General features: G+C 70.1%; 2 protein-coding genes. Both read left to right on the top strand.

The window, feature by feature from the left end; translation table 11 throughout:
* Positions 1-2 precede the first annotated feature (2 nt).
* Positions 3-19,487, top strand: a complete 19,485-nt coding sequence (locus JNUCC0626_RS13250) for a non-ribosomal peptide synthase/polyketide synthase (protein WP_394620023.1) — start codon at positions 3-5, stop codon at positions 19,485-19,487.
* Entirely contained in the window at positions 19,484-20,701 is a 1,218-nt protein-coding gene (locus tag JNUCC0626_RS13245; RefSeq protein WP_394620022.1) for an MFS transporter, read from the top strand. Before JNUCC0626_RS13250 ends, JNUCC0626_RS13245 begins: the two co-directional genes overlap by 4 nt.
* The last annotated feature ends 606 nt before the right edge of the window (positions 20,702-21,307 follow it).

Below are 21,307 nucleotides of genomic sequence, written 5' to 3'. Positions count from 1 at the left end.
TCATGTCGTCGTCGATGGAGGACCGGATCGCCGCACTGCCTCCGCACCTCAGGGAGCAGATGCGCCGCCGCCTGTCGGGCCGGTCCGCGCGGACCGACGCGATCCAGCCGGTCGACCGGAACGAGCCGTTGCCGCTGTCGTTCCCCCAGCAACGCCTGTGGTTCCTCGACCGGTTCCAGCCGGGCGGCTCGGGGTACAACAGCGCGATCCCGCTGCGCCTGAACGGCCGGCTGGACATCACCGCGTTGACCGTCGCGCTCACGGGGCTGGTGGCACGACACGAGTCGTTGCGCACCACGCTCGACGAGGTCGACGGCGTCGGTGTGCAGATCGTCCACCCACCGTTCGAACTCGCTTTGCCGGTGATCGAACTGCACGAGCGCCACCGGCTGGACGACGTGGTGGCCGAGGAGTACTCCCTGCCCTTCGACCTGCGGCGCGGACCGCTGGTGCGCGCAATCCTGGTGCGGCTGGCCGAGGAAGAGCACGTGCTGCTCGTCACCGCGCACCACGTCGTCACCGACGGCTGGTCCATGGGGGTGCTCACCGAGGAACTGGGGGAGCTGTACGGCGCGGCGGTGCGAGGAGGCGAGGCGTCGCTGCCCGCACTGCCGTTCCAGTACGCGGACTTCGCGAGCTGGCAGCGGAAGCGGTTGTCCGGTGACGCGCTGCACGGGCAGCTCGACCACTGGACGCAGCGGCTCACCGGCATCACTCCGTTGGAGCTGCCGACCGACCGGCCCCGGCCTCCGGTGCGCACCACCGGGGGTGCCGTGCACGCCTTCAGCGTGCCCGCCGCGGTCACCACAGCGCTGCGCGAGCTGGCACGCGAGCGCGGCACGATCCTGTTCTCGGTGCTGATGGCGGGGTGTCAGGCGTTGCTGGCCCGGTACGCGGGCCAGGACGACGTGGCCGTGGGCACCGTCACGACCGGGCGCAACCAGCCCGGTCTCGAACGGTTGGTCGGGTTCTTCGTCAACACCGTGGTGGTTCGCTCCACTGTGGACAGCGCCGTCGACTTCACCGCGTTCCTGGACCAGGTCAAGGAGAACGTCAAGGAGGCGTTCGCTCACGACGAGATTCCCCTGGAACACCTGGTGGACGCCGTGAGCGAGAACCGCGACGTGAGCCGCAATCCGTTGTTCGACGTCATGGTGCTGCTGCAGAACGTGGAACGCACCCCGCCGAGCCTGCCGGGGCTGGAGGTCGACCGGGTCGGCCTGTCCCGGCGGGACGCGATCTTCGACCTGACCATCGAGTTCCAGGAGCGCGGCGACCTCCTGGAAGGGTTGGTGGAGTACAACACGGACCTCTTCGACGCCACCACGGTCGCCCGGTTCGCCGATCACCTCGTGCGGTTGCTCGGCGGTGCCGCGACCGACCCGCACCGGCCGCTGGGCGAGCTGCCGTGGATGTCGGACGCCGAACGCGACGACGTGCTGAACACCTGGAACGACCCCGGTGGCGCACTGATCGAGGGGACGATCACGGGCCTGTTCGCGGCACAGGTGGGCAGGACGCCCGACGAACCGGCGGTCATCGCCGGCGACGTCGTTCTCACCTACGCCGAGCTCGACGCGCGTGCCAACGGCCTCGCGCACCGGTTGATCGAGCTCGGGGTCGGGCCGGAGGACCCGGTCGGTCTGCTGGTGGAGCGCTCCGCCGACCTCGTCGTGGCCGAGCTGGCCGTGGTCAAGGCAGGCGCGGCGTACCTGCCTCTGGACGGTCGAGCGCCGGCGGAACGCCTTCGACGTGTGCTCGGCAAGTCCGGGGTGGCAGTCGTGATCACCGACGTCGTCAACGAGACCACCACGCGGTCCGTCCACAACGGACGAACGTTGATGCTCGACGGCTCCGTGCCGGGCGCGGACGGTCCCGACGTGGTCGTGCGGCCCAGGCAGCTGGCGTATGTCATGTACACCTCGGGTTCCACCGGCGAGCCCAAAGGTGTGGCCGTGCAGCACGGCGACGTGGTGGCTCTGGCACTGGACTCCCGCTTCGACGGAGGCGCACACCAACGGGTGCTGCTGCACTCCCCGTCCGCGTTCGACGCCTCCACCTACGAGATGTGGGTGCCACTGCTGCGCGGCCGCCAGGTCGTCATCGCGCCGCCCGGTGACGTCGACGCCGACGCGGTTCGGGACGCCGTCACTGCGCACGGGGTGACCGCGATCTGGTTGACCGCCGGGCTGTTCCGCCTGATCGCCCAGGAGGCACCCGAGGCTTTCGCCGGTTTGTGGCAGGTGTGGACCGGCGGTGACGTCGTGCCCGCCGCCGCAGTGCGCCGTGTGTTGGACGCGTGCCCCGGCCTGACGGTTGTGGACGGCTACGGTCCGACCGAGACGACGACGTTCGCCACCTCGTTTCCGATGACGGGCTCTGTGCCCGACGTGATCCCCATCGGACGTCCGCTGGACGGCATGGCGGCGTACGTGCTGGACGAGGGACTGCGACCGGTGCCCGTGGGCGTGCCGGGCGAACTGTTCCTCGCAGGTGCCGGAGTGGCACGGGGATATCTCGGTGAACCCGGCTGGACCGCCGGACGCTTCCTGCCCAACCCCTTTGGACCGCCCGGCTCACGGATGTACCGCACCGGTGACGTCGCCCGGTGGCGCGCGGACGGCACCGTGGAGTTCGTCGGCCGCACCGACGACCAGGTCAAGATCCGCGGTTTCCGCGTCGAGACCGGCGAGATCGACGCTCTGCTCGTGCGTCACCCCGAGGTCGCTGAGGCGATCACCGTCGCCCGTGACGAGGACGGCCGCAAACAGCTGGTGGCCTACCTGGTGTCGACGTCGGAGCCGTCCCACGCCGACCTGCGGACGTGGCTCAAGCGCGAACTTCCGGACTACATGGTGCCGGCCGCGTTCGTACGCCTGGACTCGCTTCCGTTGAGCGGCAACGGGAAGGTCGATCGGCGGGCACTGCCCGCACCTCAGGCTGCCGCGAGTCGTCACGTCGAACCCACCACGCGTATCGAACGGGAGCTGGCCCGTGTCTGGGCCGAGGTGCTGCGGGTCGACCGGGTGGGGACCGAGGACAACTTCTTCGAACTGGGTGGCGACTCCATCCTCAGCATCCAGCTCGTGGCCCGGGCCCGGCGCGCCGGGCTGCGACTGTCGTCGAAAGACGTGTTCCTGCACCCCACCGTCGCCGAGCTGGCCGCGTCCGTCACGGAGCTGACCGACAACGAGGCACCCGCCGCGCCCGCCTCGGGCCCCGCACCGCTCACTCCGATCCAGGAGTGGTTCTTCGACACCGCGCTCGCAAGTCCCCACCACTTCACGATGTCGACCCACGTCGAGCTGACGCCTGACCTCGACGAGCGGGCGCTCTCCGGGGCCGTTGACGCCGTCGTCGCGCACCACGACGCGCTGCGCTTCCGCTTCACGCACGACGGCGAGCGGTGGAACCAGGAACTGGCGGCCGCCCCGCCGCAGGGCATCCTGCGGATCTGCGACCTGTCCGGGATCGAGGAACGGGACCGCGAAGAATCCGCACACGCCGAGGCGCTCGCCGCCCAGTCGAGCCTCGGCAACGGCCCGCTCGTGCGAGCCCTGTTGTTCCGGCTTGGCGAGGGACGTTCACGGCTGTTCCTGGCCGTGCACCACCTCGTCGTGGACGGGGTGTCCTGGCGCGTGCTGCTCGGCGATCTCAGCACCGCCTACCAGCAGCTGACGCACGACGAACCGGTGGAGCTGGAACCCGTGGCCACCGCGTTCACCACCTGGGCGCACCGTCTCGCCGACCGGGTGCAGGCGGGCGAGCTGGACGCCGATCTCGCGCACTGGACCGGCTTCGCCGAGACCGCGTCCGCGGACGTCCCCGTCGACCACGACGGTGGTGACCCGGCCGAGGACGTCCGATCGGTCACCGTCCGGCTCGGACGCGCCGACACCGACGCACTGCTGCACCACGTTCCCGGCGTCTACCGCACGCAGGTCAACGACGTCCTGCTCAGCGCGCTCGGCCGGGCGCTGGAGGCCTGGACGGGCCGTGACCGCGTTCTCGTCGGCCTGGAGGGGCACGGGCGCGAGGACGTGCCCGACGACCTCGACGTCTCGCGCACCGTCGGCTGGTTCACCAGCCAGTTCCCGCTCGCCCTGCACGTGCCGGCCGGGGGATGGGGCGACGTGCTGAAGTCGGTGAAGGAACAGCTGCGCGCACTGCCGCGCCGGGGCCAGAGCTATGCGGCGCTGCGCTACCTGAGCTCCTCCGAGGCACTGCGCGACGACCCGCACCCGGCGATCAGCTTCAACTACCACGGCCAGTGGGACGTCGCGCCGGAGGACGACGGGCTCTACCGGGCCAGGTGTGCTCCGCTCGGCCGGGACACCGCTCCCGGCAACACCCGCCCGTACCTGATCGACGTGGTGGGCCTGGTGCAGAACGGAGAGCTCGAACTCACCTGGCTGTACTCCGGCCGCGTGCACGACGAGTCGACCGTGCGGACCGTGGCCGGCGCGATGCTGGACCACCTGGCCGAGATCGTGGCGCACTGCGCGACGCCGGGCACGGGCGGACGCACGCCCTCGGACTTCCCACTGGCAGCGCTGGATCAGGCCTCCGTGGACCTCCTGGTCGGCGACGGCCGAGAGGTCGAGGACGTCTACCCGTTGACCGCCCTGCAGGAGGGGATGCTGTTCCACGGCCTGGCCGACCCGTCGTCCACGGCCTACTTCGACCAGATCCGGCTTCGTTTGACGGGCGTGGAGGACGAGCTGGCCCTCGCCACCGCCTGGCAGCGCGTCGTCGACCGCACACCGGTGCTGCGCGGCGCGCTCGTGTGGGAGGGCGTCGAGCGACCTGTGCAGGTCATCCGCACGCACGTGCAGGTGCCCATCGGGCACCACGACTGGAGCCGGCTGTCCGAAGAGGACCGTGACCGCGAGCTGGACGCGCTGGCGGCGCGGACCCTCGACCTGCGGCAGGCGCCGCTGATGCGGATCGACCTGGCGAGGTTGAACGAGGACGAGGTGTTGCTCGTCTGGACGTTCCACCACGTGCTGCTGGACGGGTGGAGTCTCGCGCAGGTCTTCACCGAGGTGTGCGAGCAATACCGGGCGATCGCCGACGGACGCACACCGGTGGTCGTCACCCGGCGACCGTTCCGCGACTACCTGCGCTGGCTGGGAACGCAGGACCGGTCCGAGGCCGAGCGGCACTGGCGTGGAGTGCTCGCCGGTTTCTCCGCGCCCACGGCGTTGCCCCACGACCGCTCACCTGCGGACGGCCACGAGACGGAGTCGTCCGCGGCCGTGCCGGTGGCGCTCACGGCCGGGCAGACCGAACGGCTCCGCGGCACCGCCCGCCGCCACGGCCTGACGGTCAACACCGTGGTGCAGGGGGCGTGGGCGTTGCTGCTCGCCCGGCACAGCGGCGAGTCCGACGTGGTGTTCGGCACGACGGTCTCCGGGCGTCCCGCCGAACTTCCCGGCGTGGAGCAGATGGTCGGCCTGTTCATCAACACCGTGCCGACCAGGGTCGTCGTGCCCGAGGCCCTCGACGTCACAGCCTGGCTGCGGGAGGTTCAGGCGGCACAGCTGGAGGCGCGGCGATTCGACTTCGTGTCGCTGGCCGAGCTCCGGTCGTTCAGCGACGTGCCCGCGGGGACTCCGCTGTTCGACAGCGCGGTGGTGTTCGAGAACTACCCGCTCAACGACGTCACCGAGGTCGGCGGCATCCGGACGACCGAGGTGCGGGCACGCGACACCACCACGTTCGCGCTCACCCTCAGCGCCGTTCTCGACGACCAGCTGCGCCTGGACCTCGCCCACGACCCGCACCTCTTCGACGGTGCGACGGCCCGCCGCCTCGCCGATCGTCTCGTGCTGCTGATCAACGCCATCGCCGAGGAGACCGAACCGTCGCTGCTGACGGACCACGAGCGGCGCCAGGTGCTCGTGGAGTGGAACGACACGGCGGGGGAGGTGCCGGACGCGACGGTCGTCGACCTGTTCCAGGAACGTGCGCGGTCGACTCCGGAGGCCACCGCGATCGTCGTGAACGGCCGGTCGCTGTCGTTCGCGGAGTTGAACGCGTGGTCGAACCGCCTGGCGCGAGCGTTCGTCGCGTCGGGAGTCGGTCCGGAACGGCTGGTGGCGCTCTCGCTGCCGCGCTCGGTGGAGTTCGTAGTCGCCCTGCTCGCGATCTGGAAGGCAGGTGGTGCGTACCTGCCGGTCGATCCCTCTCTCCCGGCTGATCGCGTGGAGTTCCTGCTGGAGGACGCGAAACCGGTGCTGGTGGTCCGCGACGAGCTGCTCGACGCCGAGGAGTTCTCGGCGGGCGACCTGGCGGCGGTCCACCCCGGCCATGCCGCGTACGTGATCTACACGTCCGGTTCCACCGGCAAGCCCAAGGGCGTGGTGGTCGAACACCGCAGCCTGGTCAACCTGCTGGTGAACCACCGCGAAGACTTCGTCGGCGGTGACTGCCTCAGGGCGGCCCTGTCCGCGGTGTTCTCGTTCGACACGTCGCTGGAAGGCATCGTGCTGATGGCCGACGGGCACGAGTTGCACGTCCTCGACGACGAGGTGCGACTCGACCCGGCCGCGCTCGTGCGGTACGTGGCCGAACACCGGATCGACTTCCTCGACCTCACCCCGTCCTACGCGCGACAGCTCCTGGAAGCCGGGTTGCTCGACGGCGAGCACCGGCCGAAGGTGCTGATGCTGGGCGGAGAAGCGATCGGCGCAGACCTGTGGCGCCGGCTGGCCCGCGTGTCCGGCACCAGGAGCTACAACTTCTACGGGCCGACCGAGTCCACTGTGGACGCGTTGTCCTGCCGGGTCTTCGGCGAGGGCAGGCCGGTGGTGGGACGGCCGTTGCGCAACGTGCGGGCCTACGTGCTGGACGAACGCCTGCGACCGGTTCCCGCAGGGGTGCCGGGAGAGCTGTACCTGTCCGGTGCCCAGGTCGCTCGCGGCTACCTCGGGCGCCCAGGTCTGACCGCGGACCGGTTCCTGGCCGACCCGTTCGGTGCGCCGGGTGAGCGGATGTACCGGACGGGGGACCGGGCGCGCTGGGTGGCGGACGGCACGCTCGACTACCTCGGCCGCGCCGACGACCAGGTCAAGATCCGCGGTTTCCGCGTCGAGCCGGGCGAGATCGAGGCGACCCTGGTTCGTCATCCCGACGTCCGCGAGGCTGTCGTGGTCGCCCGCCGGGACGACGGCCACCAGCGCCTCGTCGCCTACGTCACGACCGACCGGGCACCGGACCTGCGGGCGTGGCTCGCCGAACGCCTGCCCGACTACCTCGTGCCTTCCGCGTTCGTCACGGTGGACGCGATCCCCTTGACCTTCAACGGAAAGGTCGACCGCCGTGCTCTGCCGGCGCCCGACTTCGGTGGCGACCGCGCCGGTCACGTCGCACCGCGCACCGAAGCGGAGCGGACCGTGGCCGGCATCTGGGCGGAGGTCCTGGGCGTTCCGGACATCGGGGTGCGAGACGACTTCTTCGAGCTCGGTGGCGACTCGATCCTCAGCATCCGCGTGATCTCCCGGCTGCGCGCCGCTTTCGACGTGGAGATGTCGCCGCGCGCGCTCTTCGCACATCCCACCGTCGAGGGGATCACGTCGCTGGTCGCGGAGTCCGTCGGCCGGGCGCTGACCGACATTCCCGTGGTGTCCCGCGACGGCGCGCTGCCGCTGTCCTTCGCGCAGCAACGCCTGTGGTTCCTGGACGAGTTCGAACCAGGTGGCGTCGAGTACCTCACCCCGTCGATCCTGCGGCTGCGCGGGCCCCTGGACGTCGACGCCCTGAGAAGTGCCCTGACCGCTCTGGTGGCCCGGCACGAGTCGTTGCGCACCACCTTCGACACCGTCGACGGGCGAGGTGTGCAGGTCGTACACGCGCCCCACCAGGTCGATCTGCCGGTGCTCGACGTGACTGAAGAGGAGTTGCGGGAGGTCCTGACCCGCGAGACGTCCACACCGTTCGACCTGAGTCGCGGCCCGCTGCTGCGGGTGCTGCTGGCCAGGCTCGGCGAGGACGACCACGTGCTTTCCCTCGTACTGCACCACATCGTCACCGATGGGTGGTCCAACGGTCTGCTGCTCGACGAGCTGGGAGCCTGCTACGAGGCCGGCACAGACGCCTCGCTGCCCGAACTGCCCGTGCAGTACGCGGACTTCGCGGTGTGGCAACGAGAGACCTCGACTGAGGAGTCGTTGGAGGCGCACCTGGCGCACTGGCGGCACGCGCTCGACGGCCTTCGTCCACTGGTACTGCCGACCGATCGTCCCCGCCCCGCCGTCCGGGCGAAGCAGGGCGCGCTGGCGCACTTCCAGGTGCCCGCCGAGGTCACCCGTCGTCTGAAGGCACTGACCCGCTCGCACGACGGCACCTTGTTCATGGCTTTGGTGGCGGCGTGCCAGGTGCTGTTCGCCCGGTGGTCCGGGCAGCGCGACGTCGCTGTGGGCACGGCCGTCTCCGGGCGCGACCGATCGGAACTGGAAGGCCTGGTCGGGTTCTTCGTCAACACGGTGGTGTTGCGCTCGGACGTCGATCCACACCAGGGCTTCGGGCTTCTGCTGGACCAGGTGCGGGAGACGGTGCTGGACGCGTTCGCCCATCAGGACGTTCCGTTCGAACGGGTCGTGGACGAGGTGCACCCCGAGCGCGATCCCAGTCGCACACCGCTGTTCCAGGCGATGGTCGTCCTGCAGAACATCCCTGACGACGGTCTGAGCCTTCCCGGCCTGGACGTCGAGGAACTGCCACCGCCATCGGTCGCCGCCGGCTTCGACGTGTCCTTCCAGTTCCAGGAGGTCGACGACCACCTCGAAGCGGTGCTGACCTACGACACCGCGCTGTTCGACACCGCCACAGCCGAGCGCATGGTCGCGCACGTCGGCAGGGTGCTGGCCGGTGCCGCGGACGATCCTGGCCGCCCGGTCGCCGACCTGCCACTGCTGAGCGACGACCAACTGCGACAGGTGCTGGAAGAGTGGAACGACACCGGGTCGGCTGGCCCGGCACCGGCCTACCATGAGGTCTTCCAGGACTGCGCTGCCCGCACGCCCGACGCCACGGCGTTGGTCGAGGGTGCTCGGTCGTGGACGTTCGCCGAGGTGAACGCCCGCGCCAACCGGATCGCCCACCGCCTGATCGCGGAAGGGGTCGGGCCGGAGTCGGTGGTGGCACTGGCGTTGCCCGCGTCGCCGGAACTGGTGTTCGCGATCCTGGCCGTGCTGAAGGCGGGGGGCGCGTACCTGCCGGTCGACCCGGCCCACCCGGCCGAGCGGATCGCGTTCCTGCTCGACGACGCCCGCCCGACGCTCGTGCTGACCTCGCCTGGCAGTGAGCTGGACGGGCTGCGGCTGGACGAGTCCACTGTGGCCGCACAGCCCACCACCGACCCGTCCGACGCCGACCGCACAGCTGCACTGCTCCCAGTGCACCCGGCGTACGTGATCTACACGTCCGGCTCCACCGGCCGTCCCAAGGGCGTCGTGGTCGAGCACCGCAACCTCGCCGCTCTGGTCGCCGACCACCACTCGCGGCTGCTGCCGGGCGATGGCACGACGTTGCGGGGCATCGCCACGGCCGCGTACACGTTCGACGCTTCCTGGGAAGGTCTGCTCCTGCTTGCCGCAGGCCACGAGCTGCACCTGCTCGACCAGTCCGTCCGGCTCGAACCCCGCGAGGTGGCGCGGTACGTCGCGCGGCACCGGATCGACTTCCTGAGCTGCACCCCGTCCTACTTCCAGCAGTTGCTGCCCGAGGGACTGCTGAGCGAGGCGCGGCACCGGCCGAGCCTGATCGCACTGGGCGGAGAAGCGGTCGGCGAGGCGCTGTGGCGCACGCTGGCCGACGCCGACGGGGTCACCGGGCTCAACCTCTACGGCCCGACCGAGTGCACCGTGGACTCCGTCTGGACGGAGATCACCGATCGCGCCCGGCCGGTGATCGGGACTCCGGGTCGTGGCCTGCGCGCCTACGTGCTCGACGACGCACTGCGGCCGCAGCCGGTCGGCGTTCCCGGCGAGCTGCACCTCGCCGGTGATCAGGTGACCCGCGGCTACCTGCGCCGGCCCGGCCTGACCGCGGACCGGTTCGTGGCGAACCCGTTCGGCGAGCCCGGCAGCCGGATGTACCGCACCGGCGACCTCGTCCGCTGGACCGCCGACGGACTGCTGGAGTTCCAGGGTCGCGCGGACGACCAGGTGAAGATCCGCGGCTACCGGGTCGAGCCCGGCGAGATCGAAGCGGCGCTGCTCCGGCTCACCGACGTGACGCAGGCCGTGGTCGTGCCGCAGGAGGTCGAGCCCGGCCTGCATCGCCTCGTGGGCTACGTCGTGGGCACCGCCGCAGCGGAGGACCTGCGCATCGGGCTGAAGCGGCACCTGCCGGACCACCTGGTGCCGTCGCTGTTCGTGGTCCTCGACGACCTGCCCACGACCGACAGTGGCAAGGTCGACCGTCGCGCCCTTCCCGCGCCCGACGCGAGTGGCGCCGCCGAACAGCACTACGTGCCGCCGCGCACGCCGGTCGAACAGGAGCTGGCGCGGATCTGGGCCGACGCGCTGCGGATCGACCAGGTGGGCGTGCACGACAACTTCTTCAACCTCGGCGGCGACTCGATCCTGAGCATCCAGATCGTGTCCCGCGCCCGCCAGGCGGGCCTGGAGCTGGCCACCAAGGACGTGTTCACCCACCAGAGCATCGCCGAGCTCGCCACGGTCGTGCGCGTCGAGAACGACGCGGCCGTCCCGTTGCCGCAGATCGAGGGACCGGCTCCGCTCACGCCGATCCAGCGCTGGTACCTCGACGCCAACGCCGAGAACCCGCACCACTTCACCATGTCGTCCTACGTCGAGCTGTCCGAGGACGTCGACCCGGCCGCCCTGGCGTGGGCCTTGCACGCGGTCGTGACGCACCACGAGGGCCTTCGCACGCGCTTCTTCCGCGAGAACGGGGACTGGGTACAGGAAGTCACCGACGTCGAGGTCCAGCTGGAGGAGCACGATCTGTCCGATGTGGACGCCGTGGTCGCGGAGGCCCGGGACGGGCTGGACATCGCCCGTGGTGCGGTCGTGCGAGCGTTGCTGTTCTCCCGCAAACGGCTGCTGCTCGTCGTCCACCACCTCGTCGTGGACGGCGTGTCGTGGCGCGTCCTGCTCGAGGACCTGGAGACCGCCTACCGCCAGGCCGTGACGGGGGAGAAGCTGGAGCTGGCCCCGGTCGGTACCCGGTTCACGCAGTGGGCCCACCACCTCGCGGCGCACGTGCGGTCGGGAGCACTCGACGCCGAACTGTCCTATTGGGAGGACGTGGTCGGCGAGGTAGCGGAACTGCCTGTCGACCACCACGGGCACAACACCTCGGGCTCGGCGCGCGTGCTGTCGGTGCGACTCGACCGCGAGCGCACCGGCGCCTTGCTGCACCGCGTCCCGGACGTCTACCGGACGCAGGTCAACGACGTGCTGCTGAGCGCCGTCGGCCACGCGCTGTCGCAGTGGACCGGCTCGGCACGCGTGGCGGTGACGATGGAGGGCCACGGCCGCGAGGACGTGCTCGACGGCGCCGACATCTCGCGTACGGTCGGCTGGTTCACCACGCAGTACCCGGTAGAGCTGACCATGCCCTCAGGAGACTGGGGAGCGGTGCTCAAGTCGGTGAAGGAACAGCTGCGCGCGGTACCGGGCCGGGGTTTCGGGTTCGAGGCACTGCGTCAGCTCGGCCGGGCTCCCGGCCTGGCTGGAACCGAGCTGCCGCAGATCAGCTTCAACTACCACGGCCGCTGGGACGCCGCCGCGTCCGGAGATGGCCTGGTGCGGGCCCGTCTCGACGGCGTCGGAGCCGAGGCTGCCACAGAGAGCGCACGCCCGTTCCTGCTCGACGTGGTCGGCGGCGTGGAAGACGGCGAGCTGGTGCTGTCCTGGTTCTACTCCAAGCACGTGCACGAGGAGTCGACCGTGCGGACCGTGGCCGATGCGGTGGTGCGTGCGCTGGAGGAGATCGTGGCGCACTGCGCCGCACCAGGTGCCGGCGGCCGCACACCATCGGACTTCCCGTTGGCACGCTTGGACCAGGCAGCCGTGGACCGGCTGACCGGGGCAGGCGACGAGGTGGAGGACATCTACCCGCTGACCCCGTTGCAGACCGGAATGGTGTTCCACACCTTGGTGGACGACACGTCCACGGCCTACTCGAACCGGTTCCGGCTGCGGCTTTCTGGTGTGTCGGACCCGGCCCTACTGGCTGAGGCCTGCAACCGGGTGGTCGAACGCACGCCGGTGCTGTGCGGCGGTGTGGTGTGGGAAGGAGTCGAGGCGCCGGTTCAGGTCGTGCGCCACCGGGTCGTCCTCCCGATCCTCCAGCACGACTGGCGGCATCTGTCCGCCGAGGAACAGCAAGCCGCGCACGAGTCCGCTGGCGGCGAGGAGCTGGATCTCACCACGCCGCCGTTGCTGCGCCTGGCCATCGCCCGCGTGACCGACGACGAGGTCACGCTGTTCTGGACCGCACACCACGTCCTGCTCGACGGCTGGAGCTTCGCCCAGGTGCTGGCCGAGATCTGCGAGCAGTACACCGCTCTCACGCGTGGCGTGGAGCCGGAACTCGCCTCGCGGCGGCCGTTCCGCGACTACCTGCGCTGGCTGGCCCGCCAGGACACCGAGGCAGCCGAACGGCACTGGCGGCAGGTGCTGACGGGCATCGAGGCCCCGACCCCGCTGCCGTGGGACCGCCCACCGCTGGAGGCACACCGGGCGGAGTCCAGCGCGTCCGTCCACTGTGAACTCGACGAGGTGCGGTCGGCCGGCCTGAACCGGGTCTCCCGTGCGGCCGGACTGACCGCCAACACGGTTGTCCAGGGTGCGTGGGCCTTGCTGTTGTCGCGCTACAGCGGCGAGTCCGACGTCGTGTTCGGCACGACTGTGTCCGGCCGTCCGGAAGAACTGCCCGGGGTCGGAGCGATGATCGGCATGTTCATCAACACCGTGCCCACCCGCGTGCGGGTCGACCCGCACGCGCCGGTGCTGCCGTGGTTGCGTGAGGTGCAGGCGGAGCAGCTGGAGTCCCGGCGGTTCGACTTCGTGTCGCTGGCGGACCTGCGGTCGTTCAGCGACGTCCCCGCGGGTTCGTCGTTGTTCGACAGCGCCGTGGTGTTCGAGAACTACCCGGTCGACGAGTTGCTCGACGCCGAGCAGGGAGTGCGGGTGCTCGACGTCGAGGGCGACGACACCACCAGTTTCCCGCTCGCGCTGAGCGCCAACCTCGGGGACCGCCTGCGGCTCGAACTCGACTACGACCCGCGGCTGTTCGACACCGCCACGGCGGAGCGTCTCGCCTCGCACCTCGTGCTGCTTTTGGAGGGGATCGCCGCCGATCCGGGCCGCACACTCGGCGAGTTGTCGTTGCTGACAGCGGAAGAGCGCCATCGGGTGCTCGTCGACTGGAACGCCACCGCTCGTCCGGTGACGGAGCAGACGGTGGTCGAGGTGTTCGAGGACCACGCGCGCATCACACCGGACGCCGTTGCCGTGGTGGTGGGGGACAGGTCGCTGACGTTCGCCGAACTGAACGCGTGGGCGAACCGGCTCGCTCGGGTGTTGCAGGCGTCGGGGGTGACCCCCGAGCGCGTTGTGGCGTTGTCCCTGCCGCGATCGGTGGAGTTCGTGGTGGCGTTGCTGGCGATCTGGAAGGCGGGAGGGGCATACCTGCCGATCGATCCCTCCCTGCCGGTGGACCGGGTGGAGTTCCTGGTGCGGGACGCCGACCCCGTGCTGGTCGTGCGCGGATCCCTGCCGCAGTCGGACGACCAGCAGTCCGGGAACCTGCCGCCCGTGCGGCCGGACCACGCCGCCTACGTGATCTACACGTCCGGATCGACCGGCAGGCCCAAGGGAGTGCTGGTCGAGCACCGCAGTCTGGTGAACCTGCTCGTGAACCACCGCGAGGACTTCGTCCGGGGTGACCGGTTGCGGGTGGCGCTGTCGGCCGTGTTCTCGTTCGACACCTCGCTCGAAGGCATCGTGCTGATGGCCGACGGCCACGAGCTGCACGTCCTCGACGAGGACGTCCGGCTCGACCCGCCCGCACTGGTCCGCTACGTGGTGGACCGCCGGATCGACTTCCTCGACCTGACGCCGTCCTACGCGAGCCAGCTGCTCGAGGCCGGCCTGCTGGACGGTCCGCACCGGCCGAAGGTCCTGATGCTGGGCGGGGAGGCGATCAGCCAGTCCCTGTGGCGGAGACTGTCCGACGTGCCGGGCACGGACGTCCACAACTTCTACGGCCCGACCGAGGCCACAGTGGACGCTCTGTCCTGCCGCATCGAACCTGACTCCCCGGTCGTGGTGGGGCGTCCGCTGCTCAACACGCGGGCCTACGTGCTGGACGAGAACCTGCGTCCGGTGCCCGTCGGCGTACCGGGGGAACTGCACCTGGCCGGTGTCCAGGTCGCGCGCGGCTACCTCGGCCGGCCGGGGCTGACCGCCGCCAGGTTCCTGGCCGACCCGTTCGGCGGACCCGGCGAGCGCATGTACCGCACCGGGGACCGTGCGCGATGGCTGCCGAACGGGACGGTGGAGTACCTGGGGCGGACCGACGACCAGGTCAAGATCCGCGGCTTCCGCGTCGAACCGGGTGAGATCGAAGCGGTGCTGACCCAGCACCCGGAAGTGCGGGAGGCGGTTGTCGTCGTCCGGCAGGACGACGGTCACCAACGGCTCGTCGCCTACGTCACGACCAGCGGAAAGCCCGATCTCCGGGCGTGGCTGGCCGAGCGCCTGCCCGACTACCTCGTGCCGTCGGCGTTCGTCGCTTTGGACGCGATTCCGTTGAACGCCAACGGAAAGGTGGACCGCCGCGCGCTGCCCGCTCCCGACCTGAGGGCCGAGGAGTCGGCCTACCGCGCGCCGAGCACTTCCGAGGAACACCAGGTCTGCCGGATCTGGGCCGACGTGCTGGGGGTGCCACGGGTCGGGCTCGACGACAACTTCTTCGAGCTGGGCGGTGACTCCATCCTCAGCATCAAGGTCGTCTCCCGGCTGCGCGCCGAACTCGGCGTGCCCGTGTCGCCGCGGGTCCTGTTCACCTCTCCCACGGTCGCCCGGCTGATCCAGGAGACCGGGACGGACGGCCGGGAGGGCTACGAGTCCATCCCCCGCGTTCCGCGCGACGGAGCGTTGCCCCTGTCGTTCGCGCAGCAGCGACTGTGGTTCCTCGACCAGTTCGAACCGGGCAGCACCGACTACCTGTCCCCGTCGCTGTTGAGACTGCGGGGCCACCTGGATCTCGATGTCCTGAACCGGGCGCTGACCGCGCTGGTCGCACGGCACGAGTCGTTGCGCACGACCTTCGACACCGTCGACGGGCGAGGTGTGCAGGTCGTGCACCCGGCTGGGCCCATCGAGGTTCCGGTGATCGAGGTGCCCGGGGGAGAAGGTGATCTGGCCGACGTGCTGGCGCGGGAGAGCACCCGGCCGTTCGACCTCAGCCGGGGTCCGCTGCTGCGTCCGGTGCTGGTGCGCGTCGCGGAGGACGACCACGTCCTTCTCCTGCTGGCGCACCACATCATCACCGACGGCTGGTCCAACGGCGTGCTCACCGCCGAGCTCAACCAGCTCTACCGCGGGAGCTCCCTGCCCGAACCGACGATCCAGTACGCGGACTACGCGGTGTGGCAACGGGATCGGCTGACCGGCCCGTTCCTGGACGACCAGCTCGCGTTCTGGCGCGACACGCTCGCCGGAGTCGCCCCGCTGGAACTGCCCACCGACAGGCCACGATCCGCGGTGCGCACCAACAGCGGCGCGGTGCACCTGTTCACCTTGCCCGCCGACGTGGCGAACGGGCTGAAGACCCTGGCGCGCCACCAGGACGGCACCCTGTTCATGGCGTTGGTCGCCGCGTGCCAGGTGCTGTTCGCCCGCTGGTCGCGTCAGGACGACATCGCGGTGGGCACGGTGACGTCGGGCAGGGACCGCTCGGAACTCGAGGCTCTGGTCGGGTTCTTCGTCAACACGGTGGTGTTGCGGTCCACTGTGGATGCTCGGCGCACGTTCCGCGAGTTCCTCGGTGACGTGCGTGGCACCACCGTGGACGCCTTCGCACACCAGGACGTGCCGTTCGAACGCGTCGTGGAAGAACTGCGTCCTGAGCGCGACACCAGCCGCACCCCGCTGTTCCAGGCGATGGTGATCCTGCAGAACACGCCCGAGCCCGCTCCGGATCTGCCAGGCCTGCACGTCGAGGACCTGCCGCTGCCGGCGGTGGCGGCCAACTTCGACCTGACCCTGGAGTTCCAGGAGACCGGCGAGGCGCTGCACGCGGCGGTCAACTACAACACCGACCTGTTCGAGGCCGAGACCGTCGAACGGATGGCCGGACACCTGCGCGTGCTGATCGAGGGCATCGTCGCCGCTCCCGACCGGCCACTGTGCGACTTGCCGTTGATGGACGCCGAGGAGGAGCAGCACGTCCTGCACGCGTGGAACCACACCGATCACGCCGTGCCGGACGCCACCATCACCGGCCTATTCGAGGCACAGGTGGTGAGGACGCCCGACACCGCTGCGGTCGTCGATTCCGGTGGCGTGCTCACCTATGCGGAGCTGAACACCCGCGCCAACCGGACGGCACACGGACTGATCGCGCAGGGCGTCGGCCCCGGCACGTTCGTCGGCATCTCACTTCCTCGTTCGGCGGACCTGCTCGTGGCCGTGCTGGCGGTGCTCAAAACGGGCGCCGCGTACGTGCCGATCGAGCCGGACCAGCCTGCGGATCGAGTCGCGTTCGTCCTCGACGACGCACGGCCCGTCGTGGTGCTGAACGACCCGGATCTCCTCCGTCTCGCCGGCGGCAGGGACGACAACCCCGCTGACTCCGACCGGACCGCACCGCTTGCCACCCACGACCCGGCGTACGTGATCTACACGTCGGGATCGACCGGCCGTCCCAAGGGCGTCGTCGTCGAGCACCGCTCCGTGGTCAACTACCTCTCGTGGGCCACCGAGGTGTATCCAGGCCTGCGCGATGCGGCGGTCCTGCACTCACCGGTGTCCTTCGACCTCACGGTGACCACCCTCTTCGGGCCGTTGTCGGTCGGCGGCCGGGTGTTGGTCAGTGATCTTGACGAGGACGCGATTCCGTTGGGACAGGCGGCTTTCGTCAAGGCGACGCCGAGCCACCTCCCGCTTCTCGGCACCGTGCCGCCCGCGCTGTCGCCGAGTGCTGATCTGGTGGTCGGAGGGGAGCAGTTGCTGAGTGCGCCGCTGGACGAGTGGCGGCGCTTGAACCCCACCGCCACCGTGATCAACGAGTACGGTCCGACGGAGGCGACCGTCGGCTGCATGGAGCACCGGGTGGAACCCGGTGAACGACTTGAACCTGGTCCGGTGCCAATCGGCCGCCCGGCCTGGAACACACGTCTCTACGTGGTCGACGACCTGTTGCGGCCGGTGCCCGTCGGGGTTCCCGGTGAGTTGTGCATCGCGGGTGACGGGCTCGCCCGGGGCTACCTGGACAGGCCAGGACTCACTGCGGCGCAGTTCGTGGCCTGCCCGTTCGGGCGTCCCGGAGAGCGGATGTACCGCTCAGGTGACCTGGTTCGCAGGCGCGCGGACGGCGTGGTCGAGTACCTCGGCCGCATCGACGACCAGGTCAAGATCCGCGGTCACCGCGTCGAGCCGGGCGAGGTCGAGTCCGTGTTGCTGCGCCACCCCGGCGTGACCGCGGCCGCCGTGGTGGCCAGGGACACCGGTCAGACTCGACTGGTCGCGTATTTCGTCGCCGATGTGGGGGCCGCGGAGCTCCGCACGTTCCTGGCCGAGCACCTGCCGTCGTACATGGTGCCGTCGGCCTTCGTGCCGCTGCCGGTCCTGCCGGTGACACCGAACGGCAAACTGGACCGGGCCGCGCTGCCGGAGCCGATCGCCGAGGACGTGTCGAGCTACGTGCCGCCGACCACGCCTGTGGAGACCGTGCTCGCCGAGGTGTGGGCCGCGGTCCTGGGCGCCGACCGCGTCGGAATCCGGGACAACTTCTTCGAGTTGGGCGGCGACTCGATCCTGGTGATCCAGGTGGTGTCCCGTGCCAGGAAGGCAGGGCTCACCCTCACCACGAAGTCGTTGTTCCGCAACCAGACCATCGAGACGCTCGCCCCGTTCGTCACCGAGTCCGAGTCCGCGCCGGCGGACACGGCCGAGGTCGTCGGCGAGGTACCGCTCACCCCGATCCAGCAGTGGTTCTTCGCCACCCGCACCGGTGCGCCGCACCACTTCAACCAGTCGATGCTGCTGGAGCTGACCCCAGAGGTGGACGAGGGGGCACTGGAGAAGGCCTTGGTCGCGGTGATCGCCCATCACGACGCGCTGCGCATGCGCTTCGTGCACGAGGACGGCGAGTGGCGACAGCACAACGCCCCCGTCGTGCCGGACGCCGTGCTGGAACGGCACGACCTCACCTCGATCAGCGCATCGGAGCGGCACTCCCATCTGGTGAAGATCGCGGATGACGCGCACGCGGGTTTCGACCTCACCGCGGGACCGTTGTACCGGGTCGTGCTGTTCCACGCCGACGAGCAACCCGCGCCGATGTTGTTCTTGACCGTGCACCACCTCGTGGTGGACGGGGTGTCCTGGCGAATCCTCCTCGACGACCTGGACACCGCGTACCGGCAGGCCACCCGAGGCGAGACGGTGGACCTGGGCGCCAAGTCCACGTCGTTCCGCGACTGGGCGGCCGGCCTCGCGCGCCACGTCGCCGGCGGAGCCCTCGACCACGAGCTGGACCACTGGGCGTCGGCACTCGACGCGGTTCCGCTGCCCGTGGACCACGAGCAGCCGACCTCGGGCACTCCGGCCGCCGAGGTGCAGGTCGTGCTGGGTGTGGAGGACACCGACGCCCTGCTGCACAGCGCTCCCACCGCGTACCGGACGAGGATCAACGACGTGCTGCTCGCCGCGCTCGCCCACGCGCTGGCGCGGTTCACCGGACAGCGGACGGTGTCGGTGGACATGGAGGGACACGGCCGCGAGGACGTGCTCGGCGCGGATCTGTCCCGCACGGTCGGCTGGTTCACGACGCTCTACCCGGTCCGGCTCACGTTGCCGGGCGACGGCGCTTTGTCGTGGCGCGACCTGGTCAAGGCTGTCCGTCGGCAGCTGCGGACGTTGCCGGGCAACGGATTCGGCTTCGGAGCGTTGCGCTACCTGGGCGCACCTGACGTCCAGAAGCGGTTGGCCGCACCGGGACCGCAGATCGCGTTCAACTACCTCGGCCAGTCCGGCAGCACCGCCGACGACGCCGAAGGCGGTCTGTACCGAACCGTTCTCGACCCCGTCGGGCAAGACGGTGACCCTGCCGATCGTGGACCGCACCTGCTCGAGGTGGTTGGTGGCGTCGCAGCGGGTGAACTCCGCTTCACCTGGCACTACCAGCCGGACCGGCACGACGAGGCCACGGTTCGGCGGGTCGCGGAGCACTTCGCCGAAGCACTGCGCGACATCGCCGCGGACTGCCGGGGTGACCGATGACGACGACGTCGTTGTCCCGCAACCGGGACTACCGGCTCCTGTGGATCGGTCAGGCGCTCTCCGAGGCCGGGGCCAGCGCCTCGATCATCGCGCTGCCCCTGCTCGTGCTCACGTTGACCGACTCGGCGGCGGCATCCGGTCTGGTGCTGGGCGTCGCCGCCGCCACGCAGCTCGTCGTCGGGCTGCCCGCCGGAGCGCTGGTCGACCGGTGGAACCGCAGGACGGTGATGCTGGTCTGCGAAGCGGTCCAGGCCCTGGCGGTCGGCTTTCTGGTGCTGGGACTGTGGTGGCACGTCGTCGGAGTGGTGCACGTCGTCCTGGTGGTGGTCGTGCTCGGAATCTGCCGGGCGATGTCGGAGCCCGCCGAGGAGGCGGCGCTGCCCGCGATCGTGCCCGAGAAGCAGCTCTCGGACGCGGTCGCGATGAACGCCGCACGCGGCTATCTGGGACAGCTCTCCGGCACGGCGCTCGGAGGTGTCCTGTTCGGACTCGGGCGCTGGCTGCCGTTCGCCGTGGAGGCGGTGACGCACCTCGCGACGTTCCTGTCGTTGTTGTTCATCAGGGTTCCAGGGCGACAACGGGAACCGGCGCCGGCCAGCCGGTTCCACCGGGAGATCGGTGAAGGCCTGCGCTGGGTGTGGACGCAGCCGGTGGTGCGTGTGGTCGCCTTTTGCGCGGTGGGCCTCAACCTCTTCTTCCAGGCGTTCTACTTGCTGATGATCGCCATCGCGCACCAGAAGGGCGTGTCCGCGGGGCAGATCGGCGTGATGGCGGCGATGCTCGGTGCGGGCGGAATCCTCGGTTCCCTGGTGGCCCCGTGGTTGCACCGGGTGCTCCGCCCGCACCGGGCCATCGTCGGCGTGTTCTGGGCCATCACCGCGCTGATTCCGTTGGCGCTGTTCGTAGAACCCGGAATCGCGACCGGTGTGCTGTTCGCCGCCGCCGCGTTTCTCGCACCCACCGCGAACACGACCATCACCACCTACCAGCTGTTGCTCACACCGGACGAGCTGCGTGGCCGGCTGAGCAGCGTCATGGGAGTGGCGCTGGGAGTCGCGGCCGTGTCAGGCCCTGCGGTGGGTGGTCTGCTGGTGGAGTTCCTGACCCCGGGACAGGCGATCCTCACGTGCGCCGCAGGGGCCGGTCTGCTCACCCTTTACGCCACAGCGAATCCGACCCTGCGGCGCTTCTCCCGTCAGGAGAGCTCTTCCTGAGCGTGGTGCTGGCCCCGATCAACCTTGTGAGAGGACGCGATTTCGACCGTGCGGGATCCCGCACGCTGCGCCATCCACCGTTGCGTCTTGGGTGGAACGGAGTTGTCCTGTGTGGACACGACGGACCACGAGGGCAGCGTGTGCCAGCTGGCGATCCCGTGAAACTGCCTTCCAGGGTGGCCGGGGCGAACGGCTTCTGCGCGACGGCGAGAATCGTCTGGTCGCGCGTGGTCGCGTAGACCTCGGCGAACTTGTCAGCACGCAAGTACACCTCGGTGCCACCGGGACAGTCGCGCACGACCAGGTTGTCCGGGGTCAGCAGGCGGTTGTGCGGACACCCGGCGCCACACGGAGGAGGCGGCTCCGCCACCTATCGAAAGCTTCCCGCCAGAGGCCGTGCACGATTCGTGGTCGCGTTTCAGCTGGAAGGGTGGTTTCGACGCCGATTCATTGGTCCCAAACGAATGGCGGAGACCACCGGCGGAGGTGGTCTCCGGATGGCGGCGGCACCGGCGGGGTGACGTTCCCCGACGGTCAGGGGGCACGGGTGTTCCCGGCTTTCCCGTCGGCTGAACCTGGAGGAGTCGGAGTCTTCAACGGCATCAG

The sequence above is a fragment of the Lentzea sp. JNUCC 0626 genome (assembly GCF_043632865.1).
GTDB lineage: Bacteria > Actinomycetota > Actinomycetes > Mycobacteriales > Pseudonocardiaceae > Lentzea.
This window is presented reverse-complemented; position numbering and strand designations above follow the sequence as displayed.